The 17,659-nt window shown below is 52.6% G+C and carries 17 protein-coding genes and 1 pseudogene; 2 read left to right on the top strand and 16 right to left on the bottom strand.

Annotated features, from left to right (window positions below; genetic code table 11):
* Position 1 precedes the first annotated feature (1 nt).
* From mrdA to ABIE10_RS08075, 4 genes are all read right to left on the bottom strand, one after another.
* A complete protein-coding gene (gene mrdA / locus ABIE10_RS08090) occupies positions 2-1,903 on the bottom strand; it encodes a peptidoglycan DD-transpeptidase MrdA (RefSeq protein ID WP_016152233.1) in 1,902 nt (633 codons plus the stop codon).
* 30 nt (positions 1,904-1,933) lie between these two features.
* Positions 1,934-2,401, bottom strand: a complete 468-nt coding sequence (gene rlmH, locus ABIE10_RS08085; protein WP_003022725.1) for a 23S rRNA (pseudouridine(1915)-N(3))-methyltransferase RlmH — start codon at positions 2,399-2,401, stop codon at positions 1,934-1,936.
* A gap of 3 nt (positions 2,402-2,404) precedes the next feature.
* Complete coding sequence (rsfS, locus tag ABIE10_RS08080; RefSeq protein ID WP_003022728.1) at positions 2,405-2,722, bottom strand: ribosome silencing factor; 318 nt, start codon at positions 2,720-2,722, stop codon at positions 2,405-2,407.
* Positions 2,723-2,976: 254 nt separating this feature from the next.
* Positions 2,977-3,588, bottom strand: a complete 612-nt coding sequence (locus ABIE10_RS08075) for an adenosylcobalamin/alpha-ribazole phosphatase (RefSeq protein ID WP_200051410.1) — start codon at positions 3,586-3,588, stop codon at positions 2,977-2,979.
* Positions 3,589-3,684: 96 nt separating this feature from the next.
* On the opposite strand from ABIE10_RS08075, the gene cobD reads away from it, so the two are divergent.
* Entirely contained in the window at positions 3,685-4,779 is a 1,095-nt protein-coding gene (cobD, locus tag ABIE10_RS08070; RefSeq protein WP_046274590.1) for a threonine-phosphate decarboxylase CobD, read from the top strand.
* Here cobD and nadD read toward each other — a convergent pair.
* Genes nadD through leuS form a run of 4 tightly spaced genes read right to left on the bottom strand, consistent with a single transcriptional unit; the run spans position 4,754 to position 9,618 of the window.
* Positions 4,754-5,395, bottom strand: coding sequence for a nicotinate-nucleotide adenylyltransferase (gene nadD, locus ABIE10_RS08065; protein ID WP_087121840.1), 642 nt, complete (start codon positions 5,393-5,395; stop codon positions 4,754-4,756). The genes cobD and nadD overlap by 26 nt on opposite strands.
* A gap of 1 nt (position 5,396) precedes the next feature.
* Entirely contained in the window at positions 5,397-6,428 is a 1,032-nt protein-coding gene (gene holA / locus ABIE10_RS08060; RefSeq protein ID WP_047501748.1) for a DNA polymerase III subunit delta, read from the bottom strand.
* On the bottom strand, positions 6,428-7,021 hold the full coding sequence (gene lptE / locus ABIE10_RS08055) for an LPS assembly lipoprotein LptE (RefSeq protein WP_204551558.1): 594 nt from the start codon (positions 7,019-7,021) through the stop codon (positions 6,428-6,430). The genes holA and lptE overlap by 1 nt, the downstream gene beginning before the upstream one ends.
* Positions 7,022-7,035: 14 nt before the next feature.
* Positions 7,036-9,618 (bottom strand): leucine--tRNA ligase, encoded by a 2,583-nt coding sequence (gene leuS, locus ABIE10_RS08050; protein ID WP_049040670.1) that lies wholly within the window; start codon positions 9,616-9,618, stop codon positions 7,036-7,038.
* A gap of 235 nt (positions 9,619-9,853) precedes the next feature.
* Here leuS and ABIE10_RS08045 point away from each other — a divergent pair, with 235 nt between their 5' ends.
* A complete protein-coding gene (locus tag ABIE10_RS08045) occupies positions 9,854-10,336 on the top strand; it encodes a zinc ribbon-containing protein (RefSeq protein ID WP_003022748.1) in 483 nt (160 codons plus the stop codon).
* A gap of 49 nt (positions 10,337-10,385) precedes the next feature.
* Here the strand turns inward: ABIE10_RS08045 and ABIE10_RS08040 are convergent.
* The 8 genes and pseudogenes from ABIE10_RS08040 to lnt all read right to left on the bottom strand — a co-directional run.
* Positions 10,386-10,577, bottom strand: a pseudogene (locus ABIE10_RS08040) (type VI secretion system tube protein Hcp); the annotation flags it as partial.
* Between the two features lie 255 nt (positions 10,578-10,832).
* Positions 10,833-11,078: a hypothetical protein gene (locus tag ABIE10_RS08035; protein WP_369463263.1), complete on the bottom strand. Its 246-nt coding sequence runs from the start codon at positions 11,076-11,078 to the stop codon at positions 10,833-10,835.
* A gap of 284 nt (positions 11,079-11,362) precedes the next feature.
* Entirely contained in the window at positions 11,363-12,298 is a 936-nt protein-coding gene (gene rihA / locus ABIE10_RS08030) for a pyrimidine-specific ribonucleoside hydrolase RihA (RefSeq protein WP_103766016.1), read from the bottom strand.
* Between the two features lie 116 nt (positions 12,299-12,414).
* Positions 12,415-13,140 carry a glutamate/aspartate ABC transporter ATP-binding protein GltL gene (gene gltL / locus ABIE10_RS08025; RefSeq protein WP_003022754.1) on the bottom strand — a complete coding sequence of 242 codons (726 nt, stop codon included), beginning with the start codon at positions 13,138-13,140 and terminating at the stop codon, positions 12,415-12,417.
* Positions 13,140-13,814: a glutamate/aspartate ABC transporter permease GltK gene (gltK, locus tag ABIE10_RS08020; protein ID WP_003022757.1), complete on the bottom strand. Its 675-nt coding sequence runs from the start codon at positions 13,812-13,814 to the stop codon at positions 13,140-13,142. The genes gltL and gltK overlap by 1 nt, the downstream gene beginning before the upstream one ends.
* Entirely contained in the window at positions 13,814-14,554 is a 741-nt protein-coding gene (gltJ, locus tag ABIE10_RS08015) for a glutamate/aspartate ABC transporter permease GltJ (protein ID WP_016152241.1), read from the bottom strand. Before gltJ ends, gltK begins: the two co-directional genes overlap by 1 nt.
* A gap of 288 nt (positions 14,555-14,842) precedes the next feature.
* The gene (gltI, locus tag ABIE10_RS08010; protein WP_016152242.1) at positions 14,843-15,751 is read right to left on the bottom strand and encodes a glutamate/aspartate ABC transporter substrate-binding protein GltI; all 909 of its coding nucleotides are present in this window, start codon (positions 15,749-15,751) and stop codon (positions 14,843-14,845) included.
* A gap of 357 nt (positions 15,752-16,108) precedes the next feature.
* Entirely contained in the window at positions 16,109-17,647 is a 1,539-nt protein-coding gene (gene lnt / locus ABIE10_RS08005; protein ID WP_019076267.1) for an apolipoprotein N-acyltransferase, read from the bottom strand.
* Positions 17,648-17,659: the final 12 nt, after the last annotated feature.

The following is a 17,659-nucleotide window of genomic DNA, read 5'->3' as shown; positions in this document are numbered from 1 at the left end:
ATTATTGGTCCTCCGCTGCTGCAACCGCTGGGTTTTCCGCAGGCAGATTGGTGTTGTTGTCGCCCAACATAATATGGTCAAGGATCTGGCGCATAATGGTACCCACCGCCGGACCCGCACCGCCGTTTTCAAGGATCATGGCGACAGCGACCTGGGGTTTATCATAGGGGGCGAAGGCCGTCATCAGCTTGTGGTCACGTAAACGCTCGGCGATCTTATGTGCGTTATAGGTTTCATTAGCTTTCAGGCCAAAGACCTGCGCGGTACCGGATTTCGCCGCAATTTTGTAAGGCGCGCCAGCAAAATACTTATGCGCAGTTCCGTTAGGGCGGTTCGCAACACCGTACATACCGTCTTTCGCGATTTCCCAGTAACCAGAATGAATATCGCCAACGGGCGGTTCGTGCGGCTGTACCCACGGCACCTGCTTGCCGTTTTCTGCCGTGCTCATCAACAGATGCGGGACTTTTATCAAACCGTCGTTGATAAGGATCATCAGCGCTTTACTCATCTGGATTGGGGTTGCTGTCCAGTAACCCTGGCCGATGCCGACGGGAATGGTATCACCCTGATACCATGGCTTTTTAAACCGTTTTTGCTTCCACTCGCGGGTTGGCATATTGCCAGAGCGTTCTTCGGCAAGATCGATGCCCGTATATTTGCCGTAGCCAAATTTGCTCATCCACTCTGAAAGCCGGTCAATCCCCATATCATAGGCGATTTGATAGAAAAACGTATCCGCGGACTCTTCCAGAGAGCGGGTGATATTCAGATGGCCGTGCCCCCACTTTTTCCAGTCGCGGTAACGTTTTTCAGAGCCCGGTAGCTGCCACCAGCCCGGATCGAACAGGCCGGTATTGCGGGTGATGACGCCTGCGCTTAACGCAGAAACGGCAACGTAAGGTTTAACCGTCGAAGCAGGGGGGTAAACACCCTGTGTGGCGCGGTTAACCAAGGGGGTGTTCGGGTCATTGAGCAACCCGGAATAATCTTTACTGGAGATACCATCCACGAACAGATTCGGGTCGTAGCTCGGCATAGATACCAGCGCCAGAACGCCACCGGTACGCGGGTCGGTAACTACCACGGCGGCACGACTGCCCGCCAGCAGCGTTTCAATATACTGCTGGAGTTTCAAATCAAGGGTGAGATAGATATCGTGCCCGGCCTGCGGCGCCACTTCTTTCAACTGGCGAATGACGCGGCCGCGGTTGTTCACTTCAACTTCTTCATACCCGGTTTGGCCGTGAAGCACGTCCTCATAATAGCGTTCAATACCCAGCTTGCCGATGTCATGCGTTGCCGCGTAGTTAGCCAGTTTACCGTCTTTGTCCAGGCGGTCTACGTCTTTATCGTTGATCTTCGATACGTAGCCAATTACGTGGGTCAGCGCAGAGCCGTATGGGTAATAGCGGCGTTTATAGCCTTTAACTTCGACCCCAGGAAAGCGATATTGATTCACGGCAAAGCGTGCGACCTGAACTTCAGTCAGGTTGGTTTTTACCGGAATAGAGGTGAAACGGTGTGAACGGGCGCGCTCTTTTTTAAAGGCGGCAATATCGTCGTCCGTCAGGTCTACGACGTTACGCAGCGCGTCGAGGGTATCCTGAATGTTGTCTACCTTTTCCGGCATCATTTCTATCTGATAAATGGTGCGGTTAAGGGCGAGAGGAATTCCGTTGCGGTCATAAATGATGCCGCGACTCGGCGCGATAGGCACCAGTTTGATGCGGTTTTCGTTCGAACGGGTCTGATAATCAGTGAAGCGAACGATTTGCAGATTATAAAGGTTGGCGATCAGCACGCCGGTTAGCAGCAAAATCCCCAAAAAAGCGACCAGCGCCCGGCGCACAAACAGCGCGGACTCAGCCGAATAGTCGCGAAAAGAATTCTGTAGTTTCATCCGCTGCTTAATCTACTCAAGAATCAATGATCACTCACGGTGATAAGGATGGTTGGTGGTAATGCTCCACGCCCTGTACAGACTCTCCGCAACCAGAACCCGAACAAGAGGGTGTGGAAGGGTTAATGCAGAGAGTGACCAGCTTTGTTCCGCTGCGGCTTTACAGGCAGGAGAGAGACCTTCCGGCCCGCCAATTAACAGACTGACGTCACGACCGTCCAGTTTCCAGCGCTCCAGTTCGGTCGCCAGCTGCGGCGTGTCCCAGGGTTTACCCGGGATATCAAGGGTGACGATGCGGTTTTTGCCTGCGGCAGCCAGCATCTGCTCACCCTCTTTGTCGAGAATGCGTTTAATGTCCGCGTTCTTGCCGCGCTTTCCTGCCGGGATTTCGATCAGCTCAAAGGGCATATCTTTCGGAAACCGACGGAGATACTCGGTAAATCCGGTTTGTACCCAGTCAGGCATTTTCGTACCCACAGCGACAAGTTGCAGCTTCACGCATTAACTCCAGAGTTTTTCCAGTTCATACAGGCGACGACTCTCTTCCTGCATCACGTGGACAATCACATCGCCGAGGTCAACGACGATCCAGTCAGCGACATTCTCGCCTTCCACGCCGAGCGGCAGCAGGCCAGCAGTGCGGGACTCCTGGACCACGTGGTCTGCAATAGACATAACGTGACGGCTGGATGTACCGGTGCAGATAATCATGCAATCAGTGATGCTGGATTTGCCCTGAACGTCTAAGGCGATGATGTCTTGACCTTTCAGGTCATCAATTTTGTCGATTACAAAATCCTGGAGTGCTTTACCCTGCAAGTGTTCCCCCTGGGTGAAAAGAGTTAAAAACGTCTGTTAGTATACCTGAACCAGAGGCGATATCGGGACAAATGTCTCCGAATGCGCTTGTGAAGTGCGCTATCATCCCACCCCACGCCACAGAATGCATCGCCATTTTTGTAAAACAATTTCTGCAAAGCTCTGAAGGGCGGGAAAAGTCAGGCTGCGGAGAATAACAGCCTGTCATGGGGTGTCAATGGGAGAGAGGCTCTTCGGCATAAAAAACAGCGCTTTCACTCCCCGTCGCGCCATACGGCCCGGCTGTTAAGCACTTTCAGAACCGCAAAATCGTCACAAAAATCAATTGCGCTCCAGCAGCCTTGTTCGACGCGGAAATGCCACATTGCCGCAGCGGGCATGGACAGCAGACGGGCGATCAACACGCTCAGCACGCCTTGATGACTCACCACCAGCAGATTTTGGCACGCTTTATAATCAGCAAGCTGGGCAATGAAACGTTCCACTCGCTGGGAAAACGCCTGAAAACCTTCGCCATTGGTGGGCGTCGCATTCTGCCAGTCGTTACACCACACGGCGTAATTTTCGGCGTCTTCGCGCGCCAGATCGCGATGGTGACGCATTTCCCAGTCACCAAAAAACATCTCATTAAGCTCAGGCATGTTGCGCACAGGAACTTCGCGTTCCGCCAGAATCAACTGCGTTGTATGGTGGGCGCGTTCCAGTTCGCTGCACAGAACGTTGTCGACAGGGACATTGCGTAACAGCGTACCCAGCGTTTGTGCCTGAGCGATCCCCCGTTCCGTTAGCGGTGTGGGGGCATGGCCGCTATATAAACCAGCGACATTGGCTTCGGTTTCGCCATGACGTACTAACCAGAGTCTCATGTTTTCCTCGTGAGGCTATTCGCACAAAATATGATGTTTGCCCTGATTGCGCAGTGATTTTTCACTAAAATACCCTTTTTTACGTGGAGCGGCACGATGTCTTTATTGAAGAGCGCACATGGCGGTAACACCCGAGAAGCCGCCGAATTGTTGGGCATCTTGCCTGAGCAGTTGCTGGATTTTAGCGCGAATATTAACCCGCTGGGTATGCCAGTAAGTTTAAAACGGGCGATTATCGACAATCTGGACTGCACGGAGCGTTACCCGGATGTCGATTACGCGCAACTGCATGCCGCGCTGGCGGAGCATCATCAAATTCCGTCCTCGTGGATCCTGGCCGGGAACGGTGAAACCGAATCCATTTTTACCCTGGTGCATGGCCTGAAGCCACGCCACGCGATGATCGTGACGCCCGGGTTTGCGGAATATCGTCGGGCGCTGCAATGGGGAGAGTGTACGATCCATGAGTTTGCGCTGTGCGAAGACGATGGCTGGCAGCTTACCGATGCGATCCTCGATGCGTTAACGCCTGAGCTGGACTGCCTGTTTCTCTGTACGCCCAATAATCCCACCGGGTTGTTGCCCGAAACCCGCCTGCTGCGTGAAATTGCCACGCGTTGCGAGTCGCTGGGGATCGCCCTGATCCTTGATGAAGCGTTTATCGATTTTATTGCCGGGGAGTCGGGATTTATCCCGTTACTGCACGAGAACCCGCATATTTGGGTGCTGCGTTCGCTCACCAAGTTCTATGCGATCCCGGGACTGCGTCTGGGGTATCTGGTCAACAGTAACGAACAGGCCGTTGCACAGATGCGCAGCCAACAAATGCCGTGGTCAATTAATGCGTTTGCTGCCCTGGCAGGCGAGATTATCTTACGCGATAGCGCATATCAGCGGGCGACGTGGAAATGGCTGGAACAAGAGGGGGAGCGGTTTGATCAACAACTGCAAGATCTGCCCGGCCTGACGGCGTATCCCGGCCGGGCAAATTATCGTTTATTACGCTGCGATCGTGCGGATATTGATCTGCAACTTGCGTTGCTGAAACAGCATGTCTTGATTCGCAGTTGCGCCAATTATCCGGGGCTGGATGCGCGCTATTATCGGGTAGCCGTTCGCAGCCAGGAAGAGAATAACCGCCTGCTGACGGCCTTACGCAAGGCGCTTAGCGGTACAGTCCCTGTTGATTGATATAGTCAAGCACCGCGTCTGGCATCAGGTCGTCGCACGGCTCGCCCTTTTCCAGGCGCTCACGGATGAGCGTGGCGGAGATGTTAAACCACGGCGTTTCGGCCAGGTAAATTTTCCCGCAAGGCAGGTTGTGCAGGTCATCTGCTGAATGGGTCAGATGATCCTCCAGCCATTGCTGGTGTTTTTCCTGCGCCATTTCGAGTGGATAGCCCGGACGTCGGCACACGATGAGGTGGGTATTACCCAGAATCGTGTGGTAGTCATGCCAGGAAGGGAAGGTAAGCAGCGAATCCTGACCAATGATAAACGCTAATGGCACGTTCGGGCCTTGCTCCTCGCGCCACTCTTTTAGCGTTTGCGCGGTGTAGGAGGCGGTATCGCGTTTCAGCTCGCGTTCATCCAGGGAAAACAGCGGTTTATCAGCAATGGCCAGTTCAACCATACGCTTACGTTGCTCACCGGACGCTTCGGGCTGCGCACGATGTGGCGGCACGTTATTGGGCATGATGATGACCCGGGAAAGGCCAATCAGATTCGCCAGAATTTCAACCGGTTTAAGATGACCGTAATGCACCGGATCAAAGGTGCCACCGAACAGAGCCTGCAATGATTTCATATCAACCATCAATAAAAACATCGGCCAGCGATTTATGACAGAGCAAAAGGGAAAGCCCCTCAAGTTCCGCCCACACTGACTGACCATAGTCTTGTTTAAGCGTAATTTCCGTACGCGTTAAAAGCGTAACAGCCTGACGCAGTTGCGCCGGGTTCAGCCGGTTTAGCGCATCTCCCATCATGCCCCGGCGATTTTGCCACACCCGGTGTTTATCAAACAACGTGCGCAAAGGCGTATGGGCCGACTGCCGTTTTAAGTTAACCAGCAACAGCAACTCACGCTGGATCGTACGCAGCAAAATAACCGGCTCGCTACCTTCCAGGCGTAGCTGCTGCAGAATGTGCAGCGCGCGTTTGCTTTTGCCCATCAGCAGCGCGTCTACCCAGTGGAATGGGGTAAAGTGCGCGGCATCGTTAACCGCTTTCTCTACGCGAGGCAGCGTTAGTTTGCCGTCAGGCCAAAGCAACGCTAATCGTTCCAGCGCTTGCGCCAGTGCTAACAAATTACCTTCATAGCAATAGCACAAAAGCTGATTGGCCGCGTCATCCAGTTGCAGGTTGTTAAGTTTCGCCCTGGCGGCAACCCAACGAGGAAGCTGTGCTTGTTCCGGCGTCTGGCAGCTTACCTGCACCGCATTATTGGCAAGTTTGGTATACCATGCGGCGTTTTCCTGTGCCCTGGTGAGTTTGTTGCCGCGAACTATCAGCAGCAGATCGTCATGTAACAGAGTGACGAGTGACGCGAGCTGTTCATTAATGGCGGCATTAGGGCCATTTTCAGGCAATTGCAGAAGCAGGGTTTGACGGCTGGCAAACAGGCTCATCGCCTGGCAGAGTGAAAAAATCTCTCCCCAGTCGGTGCTGTTGTCCAGAGTGAAGGCGTGGTGTTCTTCGAATCCTTGTGTTGCGGCAGCCTGACGGATGGCATCCTGGCTTTCCTGCAATAAGAGGGGATCGTTGCCCAAGAGTAAATACGCCGCGCGCAGCCCTTCATTGAGCTGTGCGCGGAGTTGTTCAGGGTACAACTTGAGCATCAGTTACCCAGCGTGGTGGAGACACGCGCCGGAGATGACGCAGGCGCTACGGTTTTATTCTCCGCAGGCTCAGCATCAGCATTGGATGACTGAGTATCGGCCAGATGTACGCTTGGCAGCTTACGAATCAACTGTTCAGCCGCTTTGTCATACATCTCTTTTATGATCATGTCCTGCTCGTTATCCTTCGCCAGTGCAGCCTGTGGGTTGTCAAAGAACGAACGATAAACTTTGGCGCTGATTGGGTAAATATCATGACCTGGAATCAGCACAGTAGCACTTACGGACATCACCATCTGGTATTCAGCCGTTTGACCGTTCTGGAATACCGATGCCGTATCTTGCGAAAGGCTGACCGCACCCAGACGTAAGGACGTCACATCTTTACGCATGGTGCCGTCTTCAAGCAGCGTAACGCCGTTCAGACGCAGCTGATTACGCACCGCGCGGCTTAACGGGCCGTTCGGATCGCCAGAGTTCAGGATCATGGTTTTCATTGAGGGTGGAACCTGCGTAGTACTACGCAGATGCCAGCCACACCCGGCGGTGACAAGCACCGCCAGCGATAACAACAATGTTGTCAGAAGTCGCACGCTTCCTCCCGCGCTTAGCCAACGACCAGATTGAGGAGTTTACCCGGTACATAAATCACTTTACGTACGGTAACGCCATCAAGATATTTTGCCACCAGATGCTCCTGGCCAGCACGTTCACGAACCTGCTCTTCAGTGGCGTTTACCGGAACGGTGATTTTGCCACGTACTTTGCCGTTTACCTGAACCACAACCAGCGTTGAGTCTTCAACCATTGCTGCTTCGTCCGCCACCGGCCACGGCGCGTTGTCGATATCGCCTTCGCCTTTCAGCGCCTGCCACAGGGTGAAGCAAACGTGTGGGGTGAACGGGTTAAGCATGCGTACAACAGCCAGCAATGCTTCCTGCATCAGGGCTCTGTCCTGCTCGTCTGCCTGCGGTGCTTTCGCCAGCTTGTTCATCAGCTCCATAATCGCCGCAATCGCGGTGTTAAAGGTCTGACGACGACCGATATCATCGGTGACTTTAGCAATGGTTTTATGCACGTCGCGACGCAGCGCTTTTTGATCTTCGCTCAACACATCAACGTTCAGGGCAGCAACATCTCCCTGGGACGTATGTTCGTAAACCAGTTTCCAGACACGTTTCAGGAAGCGGTTCGCCCCTTCAACGCCGGACTCCTGCCATTCCAGCGTCATATCAGCCGGAGAAGCGAACATCATGAACAGACGTACGGTGTCGGCGCCGTAGCGTTCAACCATGACCTGCGGGTCGATACCGTTATTTTTTGACTTGGACATCTTGCTCATGCCGGTATACACCAGTTCATGGCCTTCTGCGTCCTTAGCCTTGACGATACGACCTTTTTCGTCACGCTCAACGATGGCATCAACCGGAGAAACCCAGTTACGTTCGCCGTTGGCGCCAACGTAGTAGAACGCATCGGCCAGAACCATCCCCTGACACAGCAGCTGTTTAGCTGGTTCATCAGAGTTGACCATGCCTGCGTCGCGCATCAGTTTGTGGAAGAAGCGGAAGTAGAGCAGGTGCATGATGGCGTGTTCAATACCGCCAATGTAGATATCAACCGGCAGCCAGTAGTTCGCCGCGTCGGAATCCAGCATACCTTCCTGATACTGCGGGCAGGTGTAGCGCGCGTAGTACCAGGACGACTCCATAAAGGTATCGAAGGTGTCAGTTTCACGCAGCGCAGGCATACCGTTAACGGTGGTTTTCGCCCACTCCGGATCGGCTTTGATTGGGCTGGTAATGCCGTCCATGACTACGTCTTCCGGCAGAATAACCGGCAGTTGGTCTTCTGGCGTTGGCAGGACGGTACCGTCTTCCAGCGTCACCATCGGAATCGGCGCGCCCCAGTAACGCTGACGGGAAACACCCCAGTCACGCAGACGATAGTTAACTTTACGCTCACCCACGCCTTTAGCTACCAGCTTGTCAGCAATGGCGTTGAAGGCCGCTTCGAAGTCGAGGCCGTCAAACTCACCGGAGTTAAAAAGCACGCCTTTTTCGGTCAGCGCTTGTTCAGACAGATCCGGCTCTGCGCCTTCAGCGGTCAGAATTACCGGCTTGATGGTCAGGCCATATTTGGTCGCAAATTCGTAATCGCGCTGATCGTGACCCGGAACGGCCATAACTGCGCCTGTACCGTATTCCATCAGCACGAAGTTTGCCGCCCAAACCGGGATCTCTTCGCCAGTCAGCGGGTGAACGGCTTTGAAACCAGTGTCGACGCCTTTCTTCTCCATGGTCGCCATTTCGGCTTCAGCAACCTTGGTGTTGCGGCATTCGTCAATGAAGGCAGCCAGTTCTGGGTTATTTTCAGCGGCTTTCTGCGCCAGCGGATGACCTGCAGCAACCGCCAGGTAGGTCGCACCCATAAAGGTGTCCGGGCGTGTGGTGTAGACGGTCAGCGTGTTGTCGTAATCGTTCACATCGAAGGTGATTTCCACGCCTTCAGAACGGCCAATCCAGTTGCGCTGCATCGTTTTCACGGTGTCAGGCCAGTGATCCAGATTATCCAGATCGCGCAACAGTTCGTCAGCGTAAGCGGTGATTTTGATGAACCACTGCGGGATCTCTTTACGCTCAACTTTGGTATCGCAACGCCAGCAGCAGCCGTCGATAACCTGTTCGTTCGCCAGTACGGTCTGGTCGTTCGGGCACCAGTTAACGGCAGACGTTTTCTTGTACACCAGCCCTTTTTTGTACAGCTCGGTGAAGAACTTCTGTTCCCAGCGGTAGTATTCCGGGGTGCAGGTTGCCAGCTCACGGCTCCAGTCGTAACCGAAACCCAGCATTTTGAGCTGGTTTTTCATGTATGCAATGTTGTCATACGTCCACGGTGCCGGGGCGGTGTTGTTTTTAACCGCAGCGCCTTCGGCAGGCAGGCCGAACGCATCCCAGCCAATTGGTTGAAGTACGTTTTTGCCCAGCATACGCTGATAGCGAGCGATCACGTCACCGATGGTGTAGTTACGTACGTGGCCCATGTGTAGTCGACCAGAAGGATAGGGAAGCATAGACAGGCAGTAATACTTCTCTTTGCTCTCGTCTTCGGTAACTTCAAATGTGCGCTTCTCATCCCAGTGAAGCTGTACTTTGGATTCTATCTCTTCCGGGCGGTATTGCTCTTGCATGGCAGCCAGTGGTCCTGTTTTCAATACAGCTACAAACGTAGCTCTAGATGTGGTGTTTTAGATCCGCATAGCATAGCCCAAACGCCCGCGCCAAAACAGCCTTTCGCGCATTCAACGTTGAATTCCCGTAAGGATAATTCTTGCACGAATTTACACACTCTGTGGACAGTCTTGCAAAGCGTAGCGTAAATAACGTCTATTATTATAGACAGTTAACGACCCAGGAGGCGAAGCGATGAACAAGGTTGCTCAATATTACCGTGAACTGGTGGCTTCACTGAGTGAACGCCTGCGTAATGGCGAACGCGATATTGATGCGTTGGTGGAACAGGCGCGTCAGCGCGTTATGCAGACCGGGGAGTTAACGCGCACCGAGGTGGAAGAGCTCACCCGGGCCGTCAGACGCGACCTGGAAGAGTTTGCTCTGAGCTATGAAGAAAGCCTCGATGAGGAGACCGATAGCGTCTTTATGCGGGTAATCAAAGAGAGTATCTGGCAGGAACTGGCCGATATTACCGATAAAACGCAGCTCGAATGGCGCGAAGTGTTCCAGGACCTCAGCCATCACGGGGTTTATCACAGCGGCGAGGTGGTCGGGTTGGGCAATCTGGTGTGCGAGAAGTGCCACTTCCATTTAGCGGTGTACACTCCTGATGTGCTGCCGCTATGCCCGAAATGCGGACACGATCAGTTCCAGCGTCGACCGTTTGAGCCGTGATTTTCACCTGAGAGCCGCTAACGCGGCTCTGTGAGGGATTGCGAATGTGTTACGCCACAACGCGTTGATTCCACGCATCCGTATAGATGATATTTCCATCGCAATGCTTCCATGTGATGCTTTCATAGCGTAGTAGAATGGTTTCAAGATGTGTCCCGGTTGAAGCTCCAGGATAAAGATCTGCGGTAATGGATGTGATTTTCACATTGTTTAGAATGATATTAAAATACTCCTTTTCCATATAAATATATAATATTGGGTTATTTTAATTTTTCGAATTTTTCTGTAATGAACGGATAAAACCAAAAAATAGCAATAATACTGATGAGCATTAGCTCCCACCAGTATTCAGGAAATAAATATAACCAGAGCACGGCAAAAACTATCAAGATTGCTGGGAGTACAAGATTATAGAGTACAACTGATATTAGACTCTTAAACATCGAATCTTTCCATGATTTCGTCGGCAAGCTGATCGAGGTTAGAATAGATACCATCATGAACTTTCTGAATTATTTCTGAAAGAAGCTGGCTCAACGAAGTAATAGAGCATCTCCAGCTTTGCTTGGTAAAGAATCCAATAATAACTTGGATCTATTGCTTTCTGTGCCCGGGCTGCCATAGCTGCTTTTTGCTGAAACCCATAGACCTGCAGAAGATAAACGCCAACTGGCATTTTACCAGCCAGTTTTCGCGCAACGGCTTTTGATAGAAACGCTGACTGTGCAATAGCTTCCGCCATAGCTGAGGCTACAGTAAACCGTGTACATCGTATTTGTGAATCCATTCTCAATATATATAGATAACTGCCTGTCATTCTGAAATCTTACCCTGAGATAATCTGAAGCATTCATTCAATGTTCCTCTGATTTGTTGTGCCGGATGTTGCATGATACATTAATCTGCTGGGGGGATTTATTCAGTATTACCTGACAAATTAATGAAGTAACGCAGTATTCACGTTCGCTATTAGCTAACAGTAAGATCGCTATGATTCAACATAGCGATCTTACTCAATGATAAATTTCAGGCGTAAAATTTCAAACGCTCCGCTAGCAGATCGACAAACCCCTGGCGATCCACGTCCACCATCACGGTGGCGTTTGGCTTATTGCCGCTCAGGGAGTAGTAGTCAACCACGGTCATTCCCTGGGTGTATTTGCCCTGAGTTTCCACACCAACCCAGCGTTCAACGGTGGTAAACAGTTCAGGTTTCAGCAGCCAGGCAATGGTGCATGGATCGTGCAGCGGCGCGCCAATGAATCCCCATTTTTCATCTTTGTGATATTCAAAGAAGAAGTCGAGTAGTTCAGCAACGATTGTCGAAATGGGATTGCCGATAGCGCGGAACCGTTCGGTATCTTCACGATGTATTTGCGCTTTATGCGTGACATCCAGTCCAGCCATCACCACCGGAATGCCCGACTGGAACACGATCTCAGCGGCTTCTGGATCCACGAAGATGTTGAACTCAGCGGCGGGCGTCCAGTTTCCGAGGCCCATTGCACCACCCATGATCACGATACGGGCAATTTTGGGGTGCAGTTCAGGATGGCTATTCAGTAGCAATGCCACGTTAGTTTGCGGCCCGGTGGAGACAATCGTCACCGGTTCCTGACTGTTACGCAGGGTTTTCGCCATCAATTCCACGGCGGTGCAGTCCTGTGGAGCAAAAGCGGGTTCAGGCAGCGCCGGGCCATCAAGCCCGCTCTCACCGTGGACGTTATCGGCAATTATCAGGTCGCGCATCAGCGGTTTGACTGCGCCACCGGCCACTGGGATATCCGTACGGTTGAGCAACGTTAACATACGCAATACGTTACGCAGCGTTTTGTCGGGGGTCTGGTTACCGGCAGAGGAGGTTATCGCTTTCACATCCAGTTCAGGTGAAGCGAGGGCGAGAACAATTGCGATAGCGTCGTCATGACCTGGATCGCAATCAAACAGGATAGGAAGTGCCATTGTTGCTCCTTGTAAGTGGGACTTTGTGACAAGGTTAACGCTGGGCTGTGCCTGTTTCGAGAAGTGAAGAGATAAATCGTGAGGTGGCGCGCACATGGAGGTGCGCGCCAGCAAAATTAGTGCAGGATTTTCGCGAGGAAGTCTTTGGCACGGTCTGATTTTGGATTAGCGAAGAACTCTTCTTTCGGTGAGTCTTCAACAATCTTCCCTTCATCCATGAAGATCACCCGGTTAGCCACTTTACGCGCAAAGCCCATTTCGTGGGTAACCACCATCATGGTCATCCCTTCATTGGCCAGTTCAACCATGACGTCCAGTACTTCGTTGATCATTTCTGGGTCGAGCGCTGACGTCGGTTCGTCAAACAGCATAGCGATAGGATCCATGCACAGCGCCCGAGCGATGGCGACACGCTGTTGCTGGCCCCCGGAGAGCTGAGCTGGAAACTTCTCGGCATGCGCTGACAGACCAACGCGTTCCAGTAACTTTTGCGCTTTGTCGCGGGCCGGCTTTTTATCGCGTTTAAGCACTTTTACCTGCGCCAGAGTCAGGTTCTCAATAATCGACAGATGCGGGAACAGTTCAAAGTGCTGGAACACCATGCCAACGCGGGAGCGCAGTTTGGCCAAATCGGTCTTTTTATCATTCACCACGGTACCATCAACGGTGATGACGCCCTGTTGTACCGGCTCCAGCCCGTTCACCGTTTTGATAAGCGTTGATTTACCTGAACCTGACGGGCCGCAGACCACCACCACTTCACCTTTTTTCACTTCCGTGGAGCAGTCGGTCAGCACCTGAAAGTGACCATACCATTTAGAAACATTTTTCAGGGTAATCATTAAACTGTCCTTTTCTTCAAATAGCTGACCAACAACGATGCGCTCAGACTGAATACAAAATAAACGGCGCCAGCAAACAGGATCATTTCAACCTGCGTGCCGTCACGCTCGCCAATGGTGGAGGCGGTACGGAAGAAGTCTGCCAGACTCAATACATAGACCAGCGAGGTATCCTGGAAGAGTACGATGCCCTGGGTAAGCAGCAGCGGCACCATCGCGCGGAATGCCTGCGGCAGAATGATGAGCTTCATCGACTGCCAATGGGTCATCCCCAGCGCCAGCGCGGCACTGGACTGCCCGCGAGAAATACTCTGGATACCGGCGCGGATAATCTCGGAATAGTACGCGGCTTCAAACATCGAAAATGCGACCATCGCTGAGATCAGGCGAATATCGGTTTTTGGCGACAGACCCAGCACGTTTTGCAGGAAGCCGGGCACAATCAGGTAGAACCACAGCAGCACCATCACCAGCGGAATGGAGCGGAATACGTTGACGTAGCCCTTCGCAAACCAGGCAATCGGCGCGAAGCTGGACAGACGCATTACTGCAAGGATGGTCCCCCAGACGATACCAATGACGACTGCCGTGACGGTGATTTTCAGCGTGATGATCAGCCCATCCAGCAGATACGGCAGGGAAGGGACGATAGAACTCCAGTCAAATTCGTACATTATTTGCCTCCCAAATTGCCAGGCAGGCGGATTTTGCGTTCGACGAGATTCATCACCAGCATGATGACGGCGTTAATCAGTACGTAGGCCAGAGTGATGGCCGTAAACGATTCCCATGCGTGGGCGGAGTAATCCAGTAGTTTTCCCGCTTGCGCAGCCATATCGACCAGGCCGATAGTGGAGGCGATCGCGGAGTTCTTTACCAGGTTCATCATCTCTGAGGTCATTGGCGGAACAATCACGCGGTAAGCGTTTGGCAGCAGAACATAGCGGTAGGCCTGCGGCAACGTCAGCCCCATCGCCAGCGCGGCATTTTTCTGCCCGCGAGGCAGAGACTGAATAGCGGCACGAACCTGTTCGCAGACGCGCGCAGCGGTAAACAGCCCCAGACAAAGCATGGATGAGAGGAAGAACTGAATGTTGGGATCCAGTTCTGACTTAAACCACATCCCGATGTTTTCCGGCAGCAGTTCAGGAATGACCAGATACCAGGTAAAAAACTGGACGATGAGCGGAACGTTACGAAACAGCTCGACGTACAGCGTGCCGATCCCGGAAAGGAAACGATTTGGTACGGTACGTAAGATGCCGAATAAAGAGCCGATGAGGAAAGCGATAACCCAGGCGGTGATAGATAACGCGACAGTGACCTGGAAACCACTCCAAAGCCAGCCGAGATAGGTGGTGTTGCCGAACGGGGCTTGTTGTAAAAAAATACCCCAGTTCCAGTCTATAGACATAAATCTACTCCAGAAAAAAAAGGGTAGCAGCGCTACCCCCGAAGATTGTTATTCAGCGTTTTGCGGTTTTCAGGCCTGATGGGGAACGACCATCAGGCTTATAGTCTGTCCGTGCTGAGTAGCAATCGAGAGGGAGGGGAAGCCTCCCTGATTACACTTCATCCTTCAAGATGTCTCGTTGTTGGCTGCCTTTATTCATCCCGGTTACTTACTCATGTAAGCGCCCGGGAATTCGCTCAGTTGCCGCCTCGATATAACTTGAAAGGTTTTGTGTACTCTTCTAATTAATTAGTTAAGCGCTTTATCATTCGGTTCTTTGAACAGGGCTTTCATCTCGTCTGACAGTTCGAAATTCATGTTCAGGTTCTTCGGTGGAATTGGATTTTTAAACCACTTATCAAACCATTTCTCAGCTTCGCCTGAGGTCTGCGCCTTGGCGATAGTGTCATCCATCAGCTTTTTGAACTGAGGGTCATCTTTACGCAGCATGCAGCCGTAAGCTTCCTGAGACTGCGGCTTGCCGACGATCTCCCAGTTGTCTGGTTTCTTCGCCTTCGCGCGCTCGCCAGCCAGCAGGGCGTCATCCATCATAAAGGCAACGGCGCGGCCGCTTTCCAGAGTACGGAAAGAGTCACCGTGGTCTTTCGCGCTGATGATGCGCATATCCATTTTTTGCTCTTCATTCAGCTTGTGCAGCAGCACCTCTGAGGTGGTACCCGAAGTCACGACTACGGCTTTACCTTTCAGATCGGCGAAATCTTTGACGTCGCCGCCTTTTTTCGCCAGCAGACGAGTACCAACAACGAAAATGGTGTCAGAGAAAGCCGCTTGTTTTTGGCGCTCGACGTTGTTGGTGGTGGAGCCACATTCAAAGTCGAAGGTGCCGTTTTGCAGCAGCGGGATACGGTTTTGTGAAGTAATCGGGATCAGTTTCACCTGCAGGTCAGGCTTGTTCAGCTTTTTCTTCACGGCTTCAACGATCGCGTTGGAGTAATCCTGTGAATAACCGACAACTTTTTGTTGATTATCGTAGTAAGAAAACGGTACCGATGATTCACGGTGGCCGACCACAATCACGCCGTTTTTGGCGATCTTGTCCAGCGTGCTGCCTGCCGCTGGTGCTGCGTCTTCTGCGTGCGCCAGACCGGCGGACATTCCCATGACCAGCATGGCAGTGGCGAGCTTACGTAATTGCATATCCAACTCCTTTATCGTCTGCGCCAGGGACGCATTGATACCCATTGTGATGTTGTTATTGTTTGCTACTGAAACGTGCAGTCTTGTATATGTTTGTTAACATTTAGTTTGGATGAATGTAAAGAATTTGCTGTTTTATTGTTTATTTTTGCGAAGTGCGCCGCACCATTTGGGGGCAAAAATATCTTGTTGCACTTTTCAGGTGCTACCGGCGCTCAACGTTGGTGCGACCAGGTTGCACATTCAGCCAAAACTGCATTTGTCTTGTAGAACAAAGCAATAGACGTGCCAGAATGGGGAGCGGGAAATGTTTTGTGGGCCGGATAAGCGAAACGTTATCCGGCCAGGAAAGGAAGGTTACTTACGACGCTGGCGCAGGCTCATTACCACCGCACCAAAGCCAAACAGCGCGGTCAGCAGCCAGAGCGGCCAGTTACCGGTACGGGCATAAGGGGTTAAGCCCGTTGTTGGCGTCACGCTGGTGGTCAGGACCTGGCGGGTAAACTGCGGGATCATCGCCTGAATCTCACCCTGTGGACCAATCACCGCCGTAATACCGTTGTTGGTGCTACGCAGCAGAGGGCGCGCCAGCTCGAGGGAACGCATACGCGCCATCTGGAAGTGCTGCCACGGGCCGATGGATTTACCAAACCAGGCATCGTTGGAAATCGTCAGCAGGTAGTCCGTATCCGGGCGGAAATTATCCCGTACCTGTTCGCCAAGAATGATTTCATAGCAGATGGCAGCCGTCAGCTTAAAGCCGTGCGCATGCAGCTGTGGCTGCACATAAGGCCCACGGCTGAAAGACGACATTGGCAGGTCAAAGAACGGCGCTAACGGGCGCAGGATCGATTCCAGCGGGACGAATTCGCCAAACGGTACCAGATGGTTTTTGTTGTAGCGGTTGCTGGAATCGTAACTGTACGGGCTGTCTTTACCCAGCGTGATGATGGTGTTGTAGGTGTCGTAACGATTCTGCTTGTTCAGACGTGCGTCAACGATACCGGTAATCAGCGTGCTGTTTTTCGATCTCAGCAGGTCATCCATCATGCCCAGAAAACGCTGCTGATTAATTTCCAGGTCCGGAATAGCGGATTCTGGCCAGATGATCAGCTGTGATTGGCCCATCTCAGGCTGGGTGGCGTCGAGATAAATCTTCAGGGTGTTGAGTAACTGACCTTCATCCCATTTGAGCGACTGCGGAATGTCACCTTGCACCATCGAGACCTGAGTGGTTTTTTCCGGCTCAAGCGTGTACCACTGGATATAGCGCAGCGGAAAGGGCAGAGCAAAGAGCACCAGCGCGGCAATCAGCGGCTTCCAGTTACGCGTCACCAGCGCCAGCGCCAGCAGGCCGCTAACCACCATCAGCAGGAAGTTAATCGCCTCAACGCCCATCACCGGAGCCAGCCCTTTTAACGGACCGTCGATCTGACTGTAGCCGAACTGTAGCCACGGAAAGCCGGTCAGTACCCAGCCGCGCAGGAATTCGGTTATTTGCCAGACGACCGGCGCGGCAATCGCCACGCGTATCCAGGTGGTTTTCGGCCACAGACGCGCCAACACGCCGGCAAACAAGCCGGTGTAGAGGGAAAGGTATGCGGCAAGCAGAACCACGAGGAACACATTAATGGGGCCCGGCATACCGCCAAACTGCGCGATGCTGACGTAAACCCAGTTGATGCCGGAGCCAAACAGCCCCAATCCCCAGAAGTAGCCGATTGCGGCAGACTGGAGCGGACGGCGATTGAAGGTAAGAGCCTGCAGGCCCATCAGCGAAACGATCGCAGCGGGCCAGATGTCATACGGAGAGAAAGCCAGCGTCCCGCAGGCACCGAATAATAACGCCAGCAGCAGGCGAATGCGCTGGCGTTCAATTAATGGGGCAAATGCCATGTAGTCTTAGAT

Origin of the sequence: Citrobacter sp. 506 (genome assembly GCF_050434985.1) — a bacterium.
GTDB lineage: Bacteria > Pseudomonadota > Gammaproteobacteria > Enterobacterales > Enterobacteriaceae > Citrobacter > Citrobacter braakii.
This window is presented reverse-complemented; position numbering and strand designations above follow the sequence as displayed.